Below are 16,617 nucleotides of genomic sequence, written 5' to 3'. Positions count from 1 at the left end.
GGTAAGACCCCTCATAGACGATGAGGTTGATAGGTTCGGTGTGGAAGCGCGGTAACGCGTGGAGCTGACGAATACTAATCGGTCGAGGGCTTATCCACAACTAATCCATAGCAATGACTTGCGTATCCAGTTTTGAAGGAACAACCTTCAAGTGAATATTCCTCAGTAGCTCAATGGTGGAGCAACCGGCTGTTAACCGGTAGGCTGGCGGTTCGAGTCCGTCCTGAGGAGCCAGTATGGATGGATGTCCGAGCGGCCGAAGGAGCACGATTGGAAATCGTGTAGGCGGGGACAACTCGTCTCGTGGGTTCAAATCCCACTCCATCCGCCATCATGGCCCGTTGGTGAAGCGGTTTAACACAGCAGCCTTTCACGCTGTCATACAGGGGTTCGAATCCCCTACGGGTCACCATTTTCACGGAGGCTTAGCTCAGCTGGGAGAGCATCTGCCTTACAAGCAGAGGGTCGGCGGTTCGATCCCGTCAGCCTCCACCATTTAAATATTTTACCGTCGCGGGGTGGAGCAGCTCGGTAGCTCGTCGGGCTCATAACCCGAAGGTCACAGGTTCAAATCCTGTCCCCGCAACCAAATTTTCTACTTGCATGACATCGAAATAACATCTTGCTCAAGTAGAATCGTAGTACCCTGTTGGGTGCAACCAAATATGGAGCTGTGGTGAAGTTGGAGTTCACGCCGGTCTGTCACACCGGAGGTCGCGGGTTCGAGTCCCGTCAGCTCCGCCATTTATGGCAATTACTCACACGAGTACGGTTCGGTAGCTCAGTCGGTAGAGCAGAGGACTGAAAATCCTCGTGTCGGCGGTTCGATTCCGTCCCGAACCACCATTAAAAAACATAGGGGCATAGTTTAAAGGTAGAACGAAGGTCTCCAAAACCTTTGGTGTGGGTTCGATTCCTACTGCCCCTGCCAAGCAATTTCATTAGATCCGTATGGCGGTCGTGGCGAAGGGGTTAACGCACCGGATTGTGGCTCCGGCACTCGTGGGTTCAAGTCCCATCGATCGCCCCATTTTTGTTTTTGGGGTATAGCCAAGCGGTAAGGCAACGGACTTTGACTCCGTCATTCCTAGGTTCGAATCCTAGTACCCCAGCCATATTAAACATCATGCGGACGTAGCTCAATTGGTAGAGCGTCGCCTTGCCAAGGCGAAGGTCGAGGGTTCGAGACCCTTCGTCCGCTCCATTTTTTTATCTGAAATGTTTGTTTTTATATCATGGAGGTATAGCCAAGTGGTAAGGCACGGGTCTGCAAAACCCTCACCCCCGGTTCAAATCCGGGTACCTCCTCCAATGTAATATGCCGGTGTGGCGGAATGGCAGACGCGCGCGACTCAAAATCGTGAGGGAAACCGTGGGGGTTCAAGTCCCTTCACCGGCACCATGCATTTACACACAAGCTCTTTTGATCAAATGGATCGAAAGGGTTTTTTTGTTATGTGGAGCACGTTTTATTTGTTCGATCAACAGGTTCACCAGGAGACGTTTTCATCGATTAAGAAGGGGAATGAATCGGGATGGATTATATTTCCTTATGGTGGGATGTATAGCGGGAACGGGAACACGAAAACTTCAGGAAAAGGCTTTTTCCATTGTACGGGCATATACATGTACAAGAATGGAGGGAGAAGATGAGGTACGGCTTACACGAAACGCCGCCAATCGGGGTCACGATCGTTGGGGCACTTCAATGGCTGATTGTGACATTGGCAAACACGTTTGTCGTTCCGTTGATGATCAGCCAAATTTACGGACTGGACACAGCGCAGAGCCATAGCTTTATGCAGCAGACGATCTTTTTTGTCGGGGTCGCATCGCTGTTGCAAGTGTGGATTGGCCACCGTTATCCGCTGATGGAGGGACCTGCTGGCCTCTGGTGGGGGATTTTCATCATTTTAGCGCAGATCGGAACAAGCATCGGGGTAGCGCCAAGCCAGATTGGACAGTCGTTTGAACTGGGACTGCTGCTGTGTGGAGCAATGTTTCTATTTTTAGGGTTGAAGGGCTGGATCGGAAAAATTCAGGAATGGTTTACCCCTGCAATTACGGGAACGTATATGACGTTGCTGTCCATTTCGCTGTGCAGCAATTTTATCAAAGGGATGCTTGGAGTCGGGTATAACGGTTCGATTCAAGTCCAGCCGGGCATCGCGATCTTGTCCCTGGTTGTGATGGGGTTGGTTATCTGGTTTTTGCGAATCAGAAAGATCGCCAGCTTTGCCGTGCTGCTCGGCATCGTCATCGGATGGTTCATTTGCGCGGTTTTGGGATGGACACAGCCGGTACGAGCATCTGGAGAGATTTTTGCTTGGCCGACGTTTTTCTTCTGGGGGCCACCGCGATGGGATGCCGGAATCGTGTTGACCAGTGTGCTCACGGGATTTGTCCTGTTGACCAATCTGATTACCAGTCTGGCGGTAGTCGGGGCTAGTGTAGGGGTGAAAGCTACGAAGGAAGTGTATAATCGTGGTGGAATTTTTACCGGGGTATCGCATCTCATCGCAGGTTCAACCGGAGTAGTGGGGATGATCCCCATCTCACTCGCTGCTGCGGTTATTCAAACCACCAAGCTGGCCTCGCGTCTTCCTTTTAACGTGGCGATGGTCTTGATGATGATAATCGGCGTCTTTCCCACGATCTCGGCATTTCTCACCTCAATTCCTACGCCTGTCGCCTATGCGGCGATGTTTGTGTCCTACACGCAGCTGCTGGGGTTTGGCTTAAAGGATTTCGCTCGGGCGCGGTTGGACGAGCGCGGTATCATTGTGATCGGCAGTGCGTTGCTGGTTGGGGTAGGTGTGATGTTCGTACCCACCGACGCATGGAAAAGCTTGCACCCGTTGCTCAGCTTTTTGCTGGGAAATGGCCTGCTTTTAGGCGTATTGGTTGCGCTCCTGTTCGAACATGTTATCATGCGTGACAAAACAAAACAGCAAGCAGATGGCAAGGAGTGATAGCCCATCCGCTTGCTGTTGCTTTTTCAACACGAGTGCAGCAAGCATGCTTACTTTTCTCTCATTAGAACAAGGATTTGACGTCTCCTGTGTTCGGGTTAACGGTAAACCAGCCATATGTATTCGTGTAGCCATCTCCTGTCTGGAAGTTGTTAACGACTTGCTGATAAACGTGAACAACATATTGCCCGTTTTCATCATCATGGTCGTACTCAATCTGATAATTGGCAGGAATGTTTTGGCCGTATTTTTTCTTGACCAACTCGACAGCTTCTGTCTTGGAATACATCTTGGAAGCAGGAAGCTTCCCGATATAAATGGATTTGGATTTGCCGTCATACATTACTGTTTTGCCTACACTCTCGGCCACAAAACGGATGGGGACGTAAACGGTGTTTTTGTGCAAAATGCCTTGCACATCAAGGGTAGGAGATTTAGGAATGCCATCAAAATAGTACGTATAAGGAATTTTGCTTGCTTCCAATGCGACATCATTGCTAGATGAAGCCCAAGCCAAGCCGGAAAATAGCGCGGAACCGATGATGATGCCGCCGACAAATGATTTCAGATCCCACTTCATTGCATAATTAGCCCCATTCTTGTTGTAGTTATACAAGGGATATTATGCCAAAAAACATGAAGAAGCGGTATCAATCATCGGTAATAGGAACGGATAACTAAGAGGGGCGCAAACTGCATTGCCAGTAGGCCTTTTGCCCTTTTCAGGCATGCAGGATTCTCTGATTGGACACGGTGCCGCCGTTCACTTCGGTAAACATCCGGGCTGCGGAGCCGAGGGCTTGTTCGGCCTCTTCTACAGGAATCTCCTCATGGAAAAACAGGAACTGGATGAGGTTCGTGGATGCTTCCGTTACTTTCGAGCGGACCGAGTCGACGATGGGACTACCGAACGCGCCCTGTTCATCTGCCAGCAGCAGCTTGCTCGCCATTTCCATCTCTCGCCCATTCAGACCGGGATAGCGATCAGTATCTTGTCCGATCCGGCACACAATATCTCCTTGCAGGGCACTTTTGTCATAAATCCCAAACGGAAGCGCATGATGGACAGAAAGAAAATTGTTTACGTCCACAGCCGAATTTACCCAAAAAAACGGATTGCCTTGAAGCAGGCGGCGCAGCAGAGACTCTGAGGATGGGCGATAGCGGGATGGGGCGATGCCCAGCTTTTTGAATGCGGCCCGCCATCCGTGCACACCCGGTATGTCCGTGATGGTTTCGATGGACCGGTCGAGACGGAGCATCTCGACAAAGAAGTTGATGCGGCCTTGCAGCATTTTTGGCGAATCGCTGACAGAAGAGCCTTCATACTCGATAACGCCTAACGAAAAGCCGGGCAGTTTCTGACTGACCGCGGCGTTGATGGTAATGTTCATGAAAATGCTCCTTTCCAAACGAAATGGTGCCTTTTGGTAGTATATCACAATGATGAGTGCGGGGCTTTTTACTTGATTAGACAATCTTTCTCAGCGGAATTGCCGCTAATTTCTTTGTGTAACGCTCTGTCCTTTTGTACAATGAAACTATGATGAAAAGGGAGGAACTCCGCCGATGAAGGATATAACGATTTATACGGATGGCGCTTGTTCCGGGAATCCAGGACCGGGCGGCTGGGGTGCCGTGCTTTTTTACGGTGCTCACAAAAAAGAGATTTCCGGTTCAGCACAAAATACAACCAACAACCGAATGGAGCTGCAGGCAGCGATAGAAGCGATGTCCTTGCTAAAGGAACCTTGCAATGTCACGCTGTATAGCGACAGCGCCTATTTGATCAATTGCTTTCAACAAGGGTGGTATAAGGGATGGCAACGCAACGGCTGGAAAAACAGCAAAAACCAGCCGGTGGAAAATCAGGATCTTTGGAAGGAAATTCTCCAGCTGACAGGAACGCATAAGGTGACATTCGTCAAAGTGAAAGGGCATGCGGACAATGAGTGGAACAACCGTTGCGATGAGCTGGCGACAGGAGCGATCAAGCGGGCGTGACCAGCGAACAAACCTATTGGCAGCAGACAAAAGAGGCGATCATTCGATATGCTGGCGAGATTGGCATCGACAAAATCGGGTTTGCCACCGCTGACCCTTTCCTGGATCTGAAGGAACGGCTTGAGGTGCACCGCGAGAGCGGGTTCGAATCCGGCTTTGAAGAGCCCGACTTGGAAAAGCGGACAGATCCAACATTGACCATTCCCGAGGCCCGTTCGCTGATCGCCATCGCGTTAGCCTACCCTTCCAAAATGAAAAATCCACCTAAATCGGTTCCCGGTGCATACCGAGGGATTTTGAGCCGTTCGGCATGGGGGACGGATTACCATCATGTGCTGCGCGAGAAGATGGAGAAGCTGACAGCATTTATCCGTGATCTGGAGCCAGGGGCGATGATCGAATCGATGGTCGATACAGGGGGTTTGTCCGATCGGGCGGTAGCAGAGCGTGCAGGCATCGGCTGGTCCGGAAAAAACTGCGCGATCATTACACCAGAATTCGGCTCATGGGTCTACCTCGGCGAGTTGGTCACGAGTCTTCCACTCCCACCAGACGCGCCGATCGAGGAGGGCTGTGGAGATTGCAATATTTGCGTGGATGCATGCCCAACTGGTGCGCTCGTTCAGGGAGGACAGCTGAATTCGCAGCGTTGTGTTGCGTTTTTGACACAGGTGAAAGATTTTATCCCTGACGAATTTCGTTCCAAAATTGGCAACAGGTTGTATGGCTGTGACACATGCCAGACTGTTTGCCCGAAAAATAAAGGAAAGCATTTTGATTATCATCCCGAGTTTTCACCTGACCCAGAGGTGGCCAAGCCGCTTTTAGTGCCCATATTGTCCATGGGGAACCGTGAGTTCAAGGAGGTATTCGGAAAATCATCGTCTGCTTGGCGAGGCCGCAAGCCGATTCAGCGCAACGCGATTTTGGCGCTTGCCCACTTTAAGGACCAAAGCGCCGTGCCCGATTTGATCCGATTGCTCCAAAAAGATCCGCGTCCGGTCATCCGTGGCACTGCCGCGTGGGCGCTTGGAAAAATTGGAGGCACACAGGCGGGAGAAGCTTTGCAGGAGGCGCTGTCCTTGGAGAAAGATGAGGAGGCGCTGGCAGAAATCCATAAAGGATTGGCTCTTTGGCAGCAGGAGGCGACAGTCTGAAAAATAATACCGAGGGACAGGGGGCATGAGCGAATGGCAGGAACAGTAGGGTATACCGCAATTGAGACGCCGATCGGATCATTATTGGTTGCATCGACAGAAAAGGGGCTATGTTACATCCATTTTAGTGCCGATGAAGAGGCGGTCCGGTCGCTTGCCGACTGGTGTCAGAAGCATGGGCTGCAGCTGCCTGTTCCCGACGATGAGCGCAATTGCCAAGTGGTCGCGGAGCTTGAACAATATTTTGCTGGAAAAAGGCGTGATTTTACGGTGGCGCTTGATTTGTACGGCACACCGTTCCAACAAACGGTTTGGTCTGCGTTAACACACATTCCTTATGGCGAGACGCGTTCTTATAAAGATATCGCTGAATTCATCGGGTCAAGCAAAGCCGTGCGAGCGATCGGAGGAGCAAACAACAAAAATCCGATTCCGTTGATTATTCCATGCCACCGTGTCATCGGTGCAAATGGCTCAATGGTGGGCTATGGAGGGGGACTACCGATCAAGGAGCATTTGCTGCGACTGGAAGGCGTCTTGTCGCCGACCTTGGAACAAATCAGCTTATTTGCAGCTGAGTAGACCCGTTTGTGCTGTCTGCACGCATTCTGACATATACTCTCACCAAAACGATGGGGGTGCCGGTAATGCTTGCATATGGCGAATGGAGAGCTTTTCTGAAATCCTATATCGAGCAGGTAAATCGTGCTATGGTTACGGGAAGGTCGGATGAGTTGGCGCGAGCGTTTTGGGATGCGGAGGACAGGCGGCAAGAGGCTGTTCGGTGGCAAAGAGAATTTGCTCAGCTGAAAAGCCGCCGCGCCGTCCCACTCACAGCCCAAATCAGCGCAAGGCCGCTGCATGCGCAGGAACGGGGGCCGAACCAAGTTGATGTGGTGCTGAAGCTAAATCAGCAGCTTCGCTATCGGCATGGAGAGCAGCCGTTGCAGCAACAAGTGAGCCTCACCAAAAAGGTATCTTTGCAGCGGATCAATGGAAAATGGGGATTCCAAAAGCAATGGGAGCCGATCAGTTTATCGCCAAGTGGAACGGTTGCAAACGTTGGCGGGCAAGTTGGCCATTTTGCATTTACCGAAGGATTCGCTTTTCAGTCTGGCAAGGAAGAGCAGCACAGGGAACACGTTCAGCCAGCAGTTCCGGTCATTAAGGGACAAGGCGGCGGTTACGACCGGTTGCGTGCTGTACTTTATGCGGATACGCATTGGGATAATCCAAACCCCGCCTATCCGTACCTGGTAGTCGATTGCACGAACTTTATTTCGCAGTGTCTGTACGCGGGTGGGATACCCATGATCAGCACCGGTAACAAGAGCACAGGCTGGTGGTTTCGCGGCTGGCATGAAAACTGGAGCTATAGCTGGGCCGTAGCTGATAGCTTACACAGGCTGCTGGCTTCAGGTAAGGCGCCGATGCGTGCCGTGCGGAAGAGCAGCCCCGAGGAGCTGGAGCTGGGGGATATCATCTGCTATGACTTTGACGGAGACGGTCATTGGCAGCATAACACAATCGTCACTGGTAAGGACAGCAACGGCATGCCGCTTGTCAATGCCCATACAACAAACAGCAGCAAGCGTTATTGGGAGTATAAGGATTCCACTGCATATACGGATAACATCAAGTATGATTTTTTTCATATACGGGGAAACGAGTAAGAAAAAACGGCGTGGGGATCAACGCGGGCTGTCGTCTTTCAGATGGTTCGCGCCCTGCTGCTTGTATTCTTGCTTAGTGCCAAGGTACAGACGAGTATTCTACCATCTGAGAAATTGAAGGAGTTACAAAAGATGCCGCTACATATCGTGCTGCATGAGCCGCTCATTCCTGCTAATACGGGCAATATCGCCCGGACATGCGCAGCGACTGGGGCTCATTTGCATTTAATTCATCCGTTGGGCTTTTCGACAGACGACCGTTATTTGAAACGAGCAGGGCTTGATTATTGGCATGCCGTCTCGGTTCATCATTATGATGATTTTGCCCATTTCAAGCAGGTTCACGGAAATGGACCGGGCCGTTTTTATCTCGTGGAAACGACAGGGGAAAAGCTATATACCGATGTGCAATTTCAGGATGGCGACTTCATCATCCTTGGAAAAGAGACAACCGGTTTTCCTCCGGAGCTCGTCGAGGAATATCGGGAAAATGGAATCCGCATCCCAATGGGAGGAGCGACACGATCCATCAATCTGTCTAACTGCGCTGCAATCGTCGTGTTTGAGGCATTTCGGCAGCTTGGATTTCCCAATTTGGACTAGCTTGCCCGCAAACGAACAAAGCTTGCTTGGACAAGCTATCAAAACATGTTCCTGACAAAAGCGAGGATGAGAAGCGATGGAGAAGAGAAGTACCATATTGTTTGACCTGGATGGGACGCTGCTGGAGATGCATACGGAAGCGTTCGTGAAAGCGTACCTGAAAGAATTGAGCAAGTATGTCGGAGATCGCTTTGATGCCGAAACGCTTGTTGCGCTAGTGTGGGATGCGACAAAAGCGATGATCACAAGTGATGAGCCGCATAAAACGAATGAACAGGTGTTCATCGAACGGTTTCTGGGAAAGAGCGGTGTCACAAAGGAAGACATTTGGCCTGTCTTCGATGCCTTTTATAAAGAGGTGTTCCCTCAGCTGTCTCATTACACCTATCCTTCCCCATGGGCCAAAAAGATCGTGGAGGCTGCGAAGCAAGCGGGGTACCGGCTGGCTGTCGCGACAAATCCGGTGTTTCCGCGAGATGCGATCCATAGCCGTTTGAGCTGGATTGGGCTTTCTGCCGATGATTTTGAGTTGGTTACAGTGTATGAAGAATCCCATTTTACTAAGCCGCATGAGGGGTATTACCGTGAAATTTGCGAAAAGCTGGGCGTATCGCCGTCCGCATGCATCATGATCGGGAATCATATGCAGGAAGATATGGCGGCGAGCAAAATCGGGATGAAAACGTATTTGGTTACCAATTACGTGGAAAATCGCGGGGAACCGCTGTTTCCAATCGATCAGACCGGTACGATTGAAGAGCTTTACCAAGCATTGGCGAATAGGGAAGGCATTTTCGCTTAAAGCATAGGCAGGGAGCGTGCCGAGGCTAACCCAATCCCAAGTAAAAAGCTTATAAGAAAAAGGCAGGAAGCCCGATGGCTCCTGCCTTTGCTCTTTTTCGCCGCTCTTACAGATTCCAGGTTTTGTCCTCGTTGTATCCGGCGGTCAGGATGAAGAAAACGAATAATGCAAATACAAGTCCAACGATAAAAGTACCCATATGTACTCCCCTTTTCCACCATAATGTTTTTATTATAAACTAGCCTCTCCGTTTTGCAAACCGCGTATCCATGACAGTTTTGTTGCAACCCGGTTTCACGTTCCATAATCTTTTCCCGCCAAGCTGGTATACATATTTTGGGTTTCTGCATAAAAATATGGAAAGGTATCAGTTGTCACGCATGTTTCCTTTGGTAAACTGGCTGTTTTGGGCATGCAGGTTCAAGGCAGAACATAAACATGATAGTACATTGTCGTGCGAAAGAAAGCGGCGGTACAGGGAGGAGTGAGCAGCATGGATATCTTAAGAAGAATATCGGAACACCGCACACGTGAAGAAAAATTGGCGTGGAAAGGCACGTTTGCGGAATACCTGGAGCTGGTCAGAAAAAATCCAACCATTGCACAAACTGCACATTCCCGGGTCTATAACATGATTCGGAACGCAGGGATTGAAGAGAATGAGGATGGAAGTCGTTCGTATACATTTTTTAGCCGAGAAATCTATGGGCTCGATCGAGCGGTTGAGCGCTTGGTTGAGGAGTATTTCCATTCTGCGGCGAGAAGGCTTGATGTGCGCAAGCGGATTCTCCTGTTGATGGGGCCGGTCAGCGGTGGTAAATCGACGATTGTGACGATGCTCAAACGTGGTCTGGAGGACTACAGCCGTACGGATGATGGAGCCGTCTATGCGTTGGATGGTTGCCCAATGCAAGAAGAACCACTTCATCTCGTTCCTCGTGAGCTGCGCCCTGAGGTGGAAGCGGAGCTGGGCATCAAAATCGAAGGCGAGCTGACCCCGTACAACCGGATGAGGCTGGAGACAGAATATGGCGGGCGGATTGAGGATTTCCCTGTCCGTCGCATTTTGTTCTCGGAAGCAGAACGTATCGGAATCGGGACGTTCAGTCCGTCTGACCCGAAATCGCAGGATATCGCCGATTTGACGGGTAGCATCGACTTTGCCACCATCACCAAGTATGGATCCGAATCCGATCCGCGCGCCTACCGCTTTGACGGGGAATTGAACAAAGCGAACCGCGGCTTGATGGAATTCCAGGAAATGCTCAAATGCGATGAGAAATTTTTGTGGCATCTTCTGTCGCTTACGCAGGAAGGGAATTTCAAAGCCGGTCGCTTTGCGCTGATCTCGGCAGATGAGCTGATTGTCGCTCATACGAACGAATCGGAATACAAGTCGTTTATCGCTAACAAAAAGAACGAAGCGCTGCAATCGCGTATCATCGTGATGCCTGTCCCTTACAACCTGAAGGTCAGCGATGAGGAAAAAATTTACTCCAAGCTGATCGGCCAGTCTGATCTCGGCCATGTGCACATCGCTCCGCACGCATTCCGGGCCGCGGCGATTTTCTCCATTTTGACGCGGTTGAAGGAATCCAAAAAGCAGGGAGCCGATCTGCTCAAGAAAATGCGCCTTTATGATGGCGAATCGGTGGAGGGCTTCAAAGGGGCTGATATTGAAGAACTGCGTACAGAACACAGCGATGAAGGGATGTCCGGAATTGACCCGCGCTATGTCATCAACCGGATTTCCAGCGCGCTGATCAGACGGGATACCGAGTGCATCAATGCGCTCGACATTCTCCGTGCTTTGAAGGAAGGACTGGACCAGCATGCGTCCATTACCAAAGAACAACGGGACCGATACCTGAATTTCATTTCTGTGGCACGCAAAGAGTATGATGAACTGGCGAAGAAAGAAGTGCAGAAAGCATTCGTCTACAGCTTTGAAGAGTCGGCCAAAACGATGATGGATAACTATCTCGACAATGTGGAATCATTTTGCAACATGCAAAAAATGCGTGACCCTGTTACCGGCGAGGAGATGGATCCCGATGAGCGCTTGATGCGTTCCATCGAGGAACAAATCGGCATCTCGGAAAATGCGAAGCGGGCGTTCCGCGAAGAAATTCTCATCCGCATCTCGGCCTACGCGCGCAAAGGAAAACGGTTCGACTACAGCACGCACGACCGTTTGCGCGAAGCAATCGAGAAAAAACTGTTCGCGGATCTGAAGGACGTCGTGAAAATCACGACCTCCAGCAAAACACCGGATGAAACCCAGCTGAAAAAAATCAATGAGGTCACGAAACGACTGATTGATGAACATGGTTATTGCCCGATTTGCGCCAATGAGCTGCTCCGTTACGTGGGGAGTCTCTTAAACAGATAAGGGGGTGACCGTATGGAGGATTCGCACTCTTTTATCGTCTCCAAGGAGGATTGGAGCCTTCATCGTAAAGGACACCAGGACCAGAATCGACATCAAGAAAAAGTAAAAGAGGCGATTAAAAAAAATCTGCCTGATTTGGTCAGTGAGGAAAGCATCATCATGTCGAACGGACGGGATGTTGTGAAAATTCCGATTCGTTCGTTGGACGAATACAGATTCCGCTACAATTTCCAAAAAGGCCAGCACGGCGGCCAGGGGAAAGGCAACTCGAAAGTCGGTGACGTCATTGCCAAGGACGGAGACCCGGCCCAAGGGGCAGGGAAAGGGCAAGGCGCCGGCGACCAACCCGGCCAAGATTATTATGAGGTTGAGATCACGGTCGAAGAGCTCCAGGCAATGCTTTTCGAGGAGCTGGAGCTGCCCAACCTACAGCGCAAGGATGAAAATGAGATCACCATTGAGGAGTCTCGGTTCACTGATGTGCGCAAAAAAGGGCTGATGGGGAACATCGATAAGCGGCGCACGCTGCTCGCCGCCATCCGCCGCAACGCACTGGCTGGCTACAGTGACATGGAGACTGGCATCACCAATGACGATCTTCGCTTTAAAACATGGGAGGATATCATCAAGCCGCATTCCAACGCGGTGATCATCGCGATGATGGATACGTCGGGCTCGATGGGGGTATTTGAAAAGTATATCGCCCGCAGCTTCTTCTTTTGGATGCTGCGTTTCCTGCGCACCAAGTATGAGAAGGTGGAGATTGCCTTCATCGCTCATCATACGGACGCCAAGGAAGTGAGCGAGGACGCCTTCTTTTCCAAGGGCGAAAGTGGCGGAACGATTTGCTCCTCCGCGTATCGAAAAGCGTTGGAGATCATCGATGCACGGTATCCTCCGTCCATGTACAACATCTACCCATTCCACTTCTCCGATGGCGACAATTTGACTTCTGACAATGAGCGCTGCGTCAAGCTGGTGAAGGAACTGATGGATCGGTGCAATATGTTTGGATATGGCGAAGTCAACCAATATAACCGCCATTCCACATTAATGTCAGCCTACCGGCATGTCAAAGATCCCAAGTTCATGTACTCCGTGATTCGGGAAAAAGGAGAAGTATTCAAAGCGTTGAAGACGTTTTTTGGGAAAAAGGAAGTGTAGACGTAAAAAAATTTCGGCTGGAATGAATACAAATGAGGATCGAAAAAGAGTCGCTTTGTCACAATTGACAAGGCGACTTTTTATATTCATTTGAAAATTCTTCAATGAAAAGAGGAGTCTTCCAGTGTTGTTATACTCATGGTTTTACATCCATAAAATAAAATATAGGTAGAATTTTCATGTTGTTGACTCCCTTGTGTTTGTGTGGCCATAGTGATTGAGGAGATGGAAGAAGGAGTGAAAAAAATGGAATTGAAGAAATTTGTCGATCAACTACCAATTCCGCCCATAATCAAACTAAAAAAGAACCCCCACAATAACCCATATGTTGTACGTATGATACAAGCACGACATCGATTTCACAAAAATTTGCCAAAAACAAAAGTTTGGGCGTATCAGGGGACAGTGCCTGGTCCAACGATTGAAGTCGAAAAAGACCAACCGATTTACGTAAAATGGGAAAATAAATTACCTAATAAACATTTTTTGCCCGTCGATACCACGATTCATGGGGCGATGGATACCCCTGAAGTTCGAACCGTTGTGCATTTACATGGAAGTTCGAGTAGACCAGCAAGCGATGGACACCCAGAGGCGTGGTTTACTAGAAATTTTAGGCAAACGGGACCAGAATTTGTAACACAAACTTATGAATACCCCAATCGTGAAAGAGCGACCGCTCTTTGGTACCATGACCATACCCTCGGAATCACCCGGTTAAATGTGTATGCAGGTCTTGCCGGTCTTTATTTGATACGCGATGAAGAAGAGAAGGCGCTTCCGCTTCCGAAGGGGGAATATGAAGTGCCGCTCATCGTTCAGGATAAGTCATTTAATCCCGATGGCTCTCTGTTTTATCCATCACAGCCTAGCAATCCCTCACCAGATTTGCCATTTCCATCGATTGTTGATGGTTTTTTTGGAGATACAATGGTAGTGAATGGGAAAGTTTGGCCTTTTTTAGAAGTTGAGCCCCGCAAATACAGATTCCGTTTACTAAACGCGTCTAACTCTCGCGCATACCTGTTTCAATTTAGTAATTCTCAGTCTTTTTTCTTAATCGGAACAGATGGAGGGCTCCTTGAACATCCGATTGAGGTACAAAGCCTGCAAGTTGGTTCGGCTGAGCGGATTGACATCGTGGTGGATTTCTCTAAACTGCAGGGTGAAACCATCATCTTACAAAACCAGTATGAATTAGGCAATCCAATTGGTGACGTGATGGCGTTCAAGGTGACAAAGCAGCTAAACGAAAAAGACCACAGTCAAGTTCCGTCGATTTTAAGTAAAATTGATCGTATTCCACTCAAAGCAGTCAAAAAGGTAAGACATTTAACTCTAGATGAGACACAAGATGAATATGGACGTCCTATGCTTTTGTTAAATGGATTTGAGTGGGATGATCCAGTGACAGAAACGCCACTACTTGATTCGATTGAGATATGGGAACTGGAAAATAAAACGGAAGGTGGCCATCCCATTCATATCCACTTAGTGAATTTTCTCGTCCTTGGTCGCCGTGAAAATAGTGGTAAAATAAGGAAACGAATCCCAACTGATTTTGGCTTAAAAGATACTGTGACAGTCAACGCGCTAGAAACGGTTCGAATCATCATGCGATTTAAACCATATGCCGGAAAATACGTATGGCATTGTCATAAATTAGAGCATGAAGACCATGACATGATGCGACCATTGACCATAAAAAACCCTGATGATCACTAATCAACTAGAGACTCTTGAAGATTCGATTTTTTGTCTATGTAAAGATCCCAAGTTCATGTATTCCGTGATTCTCGAAAAGGGCGAAGTGTTCGAAGCGTTGAAGACGTTTTTTGGGAAACGGGAAGGCCAAGGATAACGATGGAGACGAAAACGAAAATGTCGGCAGAGAATGCCGGCGTTTTTGTTGTTTTGGAATGGGAGAATGCTGTCGTTTCCAGTTACAAGGAGGGAATGCAACGTTGATGGAGGGACACAATAAAGAGGAAATTTCAGATGGCAGGAGGGGTCGACAATGGATTTGGAAAAAATGAGCACCAAGGAATTTGTGGATAAGATCAAGGATGATCAGCTCAAAGATGAGAAAAACAAAGAGCATCAAGGATATGGGCATCCGGAAAAACGGCTGCCGAGCAAGCAGGGAATTTAGGGGAGCGTTTTCGTGAGGTCTTGATATGGAAAGAGCCGCGATTCCAAGACTCATATCAACAAGTTCGCATTAGCCCTTTCCCATCGAATGAATTACTTTGGGATGGGGAAATAATACGTATAACAGTATTGAGACTCGGCTGATTAAACGCTAAGTGTGCTGAAAGGCGCCTGCACAGTGTAGGCAATCCGAGTTGGATAAGACGAGAAAAGCATTCCAGTTTAATGATTTTTTGGGGGAGCTGCGAAAGCGGTTCCTTTTTCTTTTTACCTTGACCGAAAACCGCCATTTCCGATCCGAGCAGATCGAATAAGTGCTACAACGCAACAAAAATAAGCATTTCGAAAAATGGACTACAGGAATTTTAAGAAAAAAGAATTATTGTTAATATTTGGATGACCACTTACAATGTTGTTATTACTCTGTAAGGTGGGGAAGGAAATGTATGTAACAAAAAAAATAAGATCACTTGGAATTCATCTCCCGAGGATGTTGCTCACCTTTTTCATGCTGTTTACAACCATGATCCCCAACGTGACTTTTGCATCCGATGAAGTAAATGTACCCGTTGATTTAAAAATTAGTCCGATCAAGGGGAAGTATAGTCCAAGCGAGGAAATACAAATAGAGGCTGTGACAAAAAAAGAAGGGGAAACCTTTGATGCATCTTTAGAGATCGTATTTAAAGAGAAGAAAACCATTCAGCTCGAAACAAAAAAGATAGGCAACAATTATGTTTCTAAGGCGACTTTTAAACCTGAAAATCTTGGGATTACGATCGAAAATGTTTCGGTTCTATATAAAATTGTCATGAAAGATAAAGATAAGACCTGGATAGGATCTGCAGAAAAGCTGATCCGTGTTGATGAAATGCCAATTATAGGGCCAAGTGTAGATTCAGACTTTACTATTTCCCCAGAGAAGACATTAAAGGTAGGAAAAAAAATAAAATTTACAGTACATACGCCATATAGGGGAAAGTTGAAGGAAGAAGGATATTTCAAATTCTACTTGTTTAATTCAGTTGACAATACACAAAAAGTAGAGAAAGTTAGAACCTATTATGATCAAAAGAAGAATATTTATATAACCACAGGTTATTTTACGCCAAAAAAAGAGGGCGTATATACCCCATTCTTTCTTTTACATATGTACAATGATGAAACAAATGAGGTAATAGTAGGAAATGGTGTAGTAAAGTTTACTGTCACGGCTGATTCAAAAATTAATGCTTCTATAAGTCCACAAACAGCAACGATGAAGTTTGGTGACGAAATCTACTTACTTTTAACTTATAAAGTGTTTGGGATAAAATCGGATCAATTCATCAGGGAATACAATTATGGCGTTTCAGAAATAAGCAAGGAATATGACGAAAAAGAAGGTGTTTATAAGGTCTTGATTAAGTTCAAACCCGATAAAAAGAAAATGTATGATTTCGAAGCAAAAGTAAAAAATCCAGAAACTAATTTTGAAGCAATTACAAATGCAAAAATAAATGTCGAGTAACGAAGACATCTGCCCGAAGTTGCAAGGGGCAGATGTTTTTTTGCTTTGAAAAGCCTCGCTAGGATGAGAAACGTTCGTTATTCAGTGTCTTCACATCCATTTACCGTATAGCCCTATCGAGCCATGCCGAAAAAAGGAAACAGACTAGGGGTCAGTAGCCGTTCCAACGTTAGACGCGCCTCTCTATCG

At 48.0% G+C, this 16,617-nt stretch carries 14 protein-coding genes, 13 tRNA genes and 1 rRNA gene; 26 read left to right on the top strand and 2 right to left on the bottom strand.

All coding sequences use genetic code 11. The features are described 5' to 3' along the window. From EDM56_RS12710 to EDM56_RS12635, 15 genes are all read left to right on the top strand, one after another. Positions 1-98: ribosomal RNA gene (locus EDM56_RS12710) — 23S ribosomal RNA — on the top strand; the annotation flags it as partial. A 61-nt stretch (positions 99-159) separates the two neighbouring features. Next, positions 160-234, top strand: a tRNA-Asn gene (locus tag EDM56_RS12705). A 4-nt stretch (positions 235-238) separates the two neighbouring features. Then, positions 239-331 (top strand) — tRNA-Ser (locus tag EDM56_RS12700). 4 nt (positions 332-335) lie between these two features. Next, a tRNA-Glu gene (locus tag EDM56_RS12695) sits at positions 336-412 on the top strand. 7 nt (positions 413-419) lie between these two features. Next, positions 420-495, top strand: a tRNA-Val gene (locus EDM56_RS12690). 17 nt (positions 496-512) lie between these two features. After that, a tRNA-Met gene (locus EDM56_RS12685) sits at positions 513-589 on the top strand. 78 nt (positions 590-667) lie between these two features. Beyond that, positions 668-744 (top strand) — tRNA-Asp (locus EDM56_RS12680). 26 nt (positions 745-770) lie between these two features. Next, positions 771-846 (top strand) — tRNA-Phe (locus tag EDM56_RS12675). Between the two features lie 11 nt (positions 847-857). Continuing rightward, positions 858-931: transfer RNA gene (locus EDM56_RS12670), tRNA-Trp, on the top strand. A 23-nt stretch (positions 932-954) separates the two neighbouring features. Further along, a tRNA-His gene (locus EDM56_RS12665) sits at positions 955-1,030 on the top strand. A 10-nt stretch (positions 1,031-1,040) separates the two neighbouring features. After that, positions 1,041-1,115: transfer RNA gene (locus EDM56_RS12660), tRNA-Gln, on the top strand. Between the two features lie 13 nt (positions 1,116-1,128). Next, a tRNA-Gly gene (locus EDM56_RS12655) sits at positions 1,129-1,204 on the top strand. A gap of 33 nt (positions 1,205-1,237) precedes the next feature. Further along, positions 1,238-1,311 (top strand) — tRNA-Cys (locus tag EDM56_RS12650). Positions 1,312-1,320: 9 nt separating this feature from the next. Beyond that, a tRNA-Leu gene (locus EDM56_RS12645) sits at positions 1,321-1,402 on the top strand. 247 nt (positions 1,403-1,649) lie between these two features. Then, the gene (locus tag EDM56_RS12635) at positions 1,650-2,972 is read left to right on the top strand and encodes a purine/pyrimidine permease (RefSeq protein WP_122918245.1); all 1,323 of its coding nucleotides are present in this window, start codon (positions 1,650-1,652) and stop codon (positions 2,970-2,972) included. 64 nt (positions 2,973-3,036) lie between these two features. Here EDM56_RS12635 and EDM56_RS12630 read toward each other — a convergent pair whose 3' ends face one another. Beyond that, positions 3,037-3,552 (bottom strand): stalk domain-containing protein, encoded by a 516-nt coding sequence (locus EDM56_RS12630; protein WP_122918244.1) that lies wholly within the window; start codon positions 3,550-3,552, stop codon positions 3,037-3,039. Between the two features lie 142 nt (positions 3,553-3,694). Next, positions 3,695-4,366: a B3/B4 domain-containing protein gene (locus tag EDM56_RS12625; protein ID WP_122918243.1), complete on the bottom strand. Its 672-nt coding sequence runs from the start codon at positions 4,364-4,366 to the stop codon at positions 3,695-3,697. Positions 4,367-4,541: 175 nt separating this feature from the next. Here EDM56_RS12625 and rnhA point away from each other — a divergent pair, with 175 nt between their 5' ends. The 11 genes from rnhA (at position 4,542) to EDM56_RS12570 (ending at position 16,428) form a co-directional block, all read left to right on the top strand. Next, positions 4,542-4,976 carry a ribonuclease HI gene (gene rnhA / locus EDM56_RS12620; protein WP_122918242.1) on the top strand — a complete coding sequence of 145 codons (435 nt, stop codon included), beginning with the start codon at positions 4,542-4,544 and terminating at the stop codon, positions 4,974-4,976. After that, a complete protein-coding gene (gene queG, locus EDM56_RS12615) occupies positions 4,973-6,133 on the top strand; it encodes a tRNA epoxyqueuosine(34) reductase QueG (protein WP_122918241.1) in 1,161 nt (386 codons plus the stop codon). Before rnhA ends, queG begins: the two co-directional genes overlap by 4 nt. 33 nt (positions 6,134-6,166) lie before the next feature. Continuing rightward, positions 6,167-6,715: a methylated-DNA--[protein]-cysteine S-methyltransferase gene (locus EDM56_RS12610; RefSeq protein ID WP_122918240.1), complete on the top strand. Its 549-nt coding sequence runs from the start codon at positions 6,167-6,169 to the stop codon at positions 6,713-6,715. A gap of 65 nt (positions 6,716-6,780) precedes the next feature. After that, positions 6,781-7,806 carry an amidase domain-containing protein gene (locus EDM56_RS12605; protein ID WP_183192409.1) on the top strand — a complete coding sequence of 342 codons (1,026 nt, stop codon included), beginning with the start codon at positions 6,781-6,783 and terminating at the stop codon, positions 7,804-7,806. A gap of 132 nt (positions 7,807-7,938) precedes the next feature. Beyond that, on the top strand, positions 7,939-8,409 hold the full coding sequence (locus EDM56_RS12600) for a tRNA (cytidine(34)-2'-O)-methyltransferase (RefSeq protein WP_122918238.1): 471 nt from the start codon (positions 7,939-7,941) through the stop codon (positions 8,407-8,409). A 76-nt stretch (positions 8,410-8,485) separates the two neighbouring features. Further along, positions 8,486-9,211 (top strand): HAD family hydrolase, encoded by a 726-nt coding sequence (locus EDM56_RS12595; RefSeq protein ID WP_122918237.1) that lies wholly within the window; start codon positions 8,486-8,488, stop codon positions 9,209-9,211. Between the two features lie 493 nt (positions 9,212-9,704). After that, complete coding sequence (locus tag EDM56_RS12590; RefSeq protein ID WP_122918236.1) at positions 9,705-11,603, top strand: PrkA family serine protein kinase; 1,899 nt, start codon at positions 9,705-9,707, stop codon at positions 11,601-11,603. A gap of 12 nt (positions 11,604-11,615) precedes the next feature. Continuing rightward, positions 11,616-12,767: a sporulation protein YhbH gene (gene yhbH, locus EDM56_RS12585; protein ID WP_122918235.1), complete on the top strand. Its 1,152-nt coding sequence runs from the start codon at positions 11,616-11,618 to the stop codon at positions 12,765-12,767. Between the two features lie 246 nt (positions 12,768-13,013). Next, complete coding sequence (locus EDM56_RS12580; RefSeq protein ID WP_122918234.1) at positions 13,014-14,492, top strand: multicopper oxidase family protein; 1,479 nt, start codon at positions 13,014-13,016, stop codon at positions 14,490-14,492. A 292-nt stretch (positions 14,493-14,784) separates the two neighbouring features. After that, a complete protein-coding gene (locus EDM56_RS12575) occupies positions 14,785-14,919 on the top strand; it encodes a DUF4023 domain-containing protein (RefSeq protein WP_122918233.1) in 135 nt (44 codons plus the stop codon). 441 nt (positions 14,920-15,360) lie between these two features. Beyond that, complete coding sequence (locus EDM56_RS12570; protein WP_122918232.1) at positions 15,361-16,428, top strand: hypothetical protein; 1,068 nt, start codon at positions 15,361-15,363, stop codon at positions 16,426-16,428. Positions 16,429-16,617: the final 189 nt, after the last annotated feature.

It is taken from the genome of Brevibacillus fluminis, from assembly GCF_003710825.1.
Taxonomy (GTDB): domain Bacteria; phylum Bacillota; class Bacilli; order Brevibacillales; family Brevibacillaceae; genus Brevibacillus_D; species Brevibacillus_D fluminis.
This window is presented reverse-complemented; position numbering and strand designations above follow the sequence as displayed.

Coding starts and splice junctions, on each gene's coding strand:
- EDM56_RS12635 (WP_122918245.1), top strand. CDS start 1,650: ATGAGGTACGGCTTACACGAAACGCCGCCAATCGGGGTCACGATCGTT.
- EDM56_RS12630 (WP_122918244.1), bottom strand. CDS start 3,552: ATGAAGTGGGATCTGAAATCATTTGTCGGCGGCATCATCATCGGTTCC.
- EDM56_RS12625 (WP_122918243.1), bottom strand. CDS start 4,366: ATGAACATTACCATCAACGCCGCGGTCAGTCAGAAACTGCCCGGCTTT.
- rnhA (WP_122918242.1), top strand. CDS start 4,542: ATGAAGGATATAACGATTTATACGGATGGCGCTTGTTCCGGGAATCCA.
- EDM56_RS12610 (WP_122918240.1), top strand. CDS start 6,167: ATGGCAGGAACAGTAGGGTATACCGCAATTGAGACGCCGATCGGATCA.
- EDM56_RS12605 (WP_183192409.1), top strand. CDS start 6,781: ATGCTTGCATATGGCGAATGGAGAGCTTTTCTGAAATCCTATATCGAG.
- EDM56_RS12600 (WP_122918238.1), top strand. CDS start 7,939: ATGCCGCTACATATCGTGCTGCATGAGCCGCTCATTCCTGCTAATACG.
- EDM56_RS12595 (WP_122918237.1), top strand. CDS start 8,486: ATGGAGAAGAGAAGTACCATATTGTTTGACCTGGATGGGACGCTGCTG.
- EDM56_RS12590 (WP_122918236.1), top strand. CDS start 9,705: ATGGATATCTTAAGAAGAATATCGGAACACCGCACACGTGAAGAAAAA.
- yhbH (WP_122918235.1), top strand. CDS start 11,616: ATGGAGGATTCGCACTCTTTTATCGTCTCCAAGGAGGATTGGAGCCTT.
- EDM56_RS12580 (WP_122918234.1), top strand. CDS start 13,014: ATGGAATTGAAGAAATTTGTCGATCAACTACCAATTCCGCCCATAATC.
- EDM56_RS12575 (WP_122918233.1), top strand. CDS start 14,785: ATGGATTTGGAAAAAATGAGCACCAAGGAATTTGTGGATAAGATCAAG.
- EDM56_RS12570 (WP_122918232.1), top strand. CDS start 15,361: ATGTATGTAACAAAAAAAATAAGATCACTTGGAATTCATCTCCCGAGG.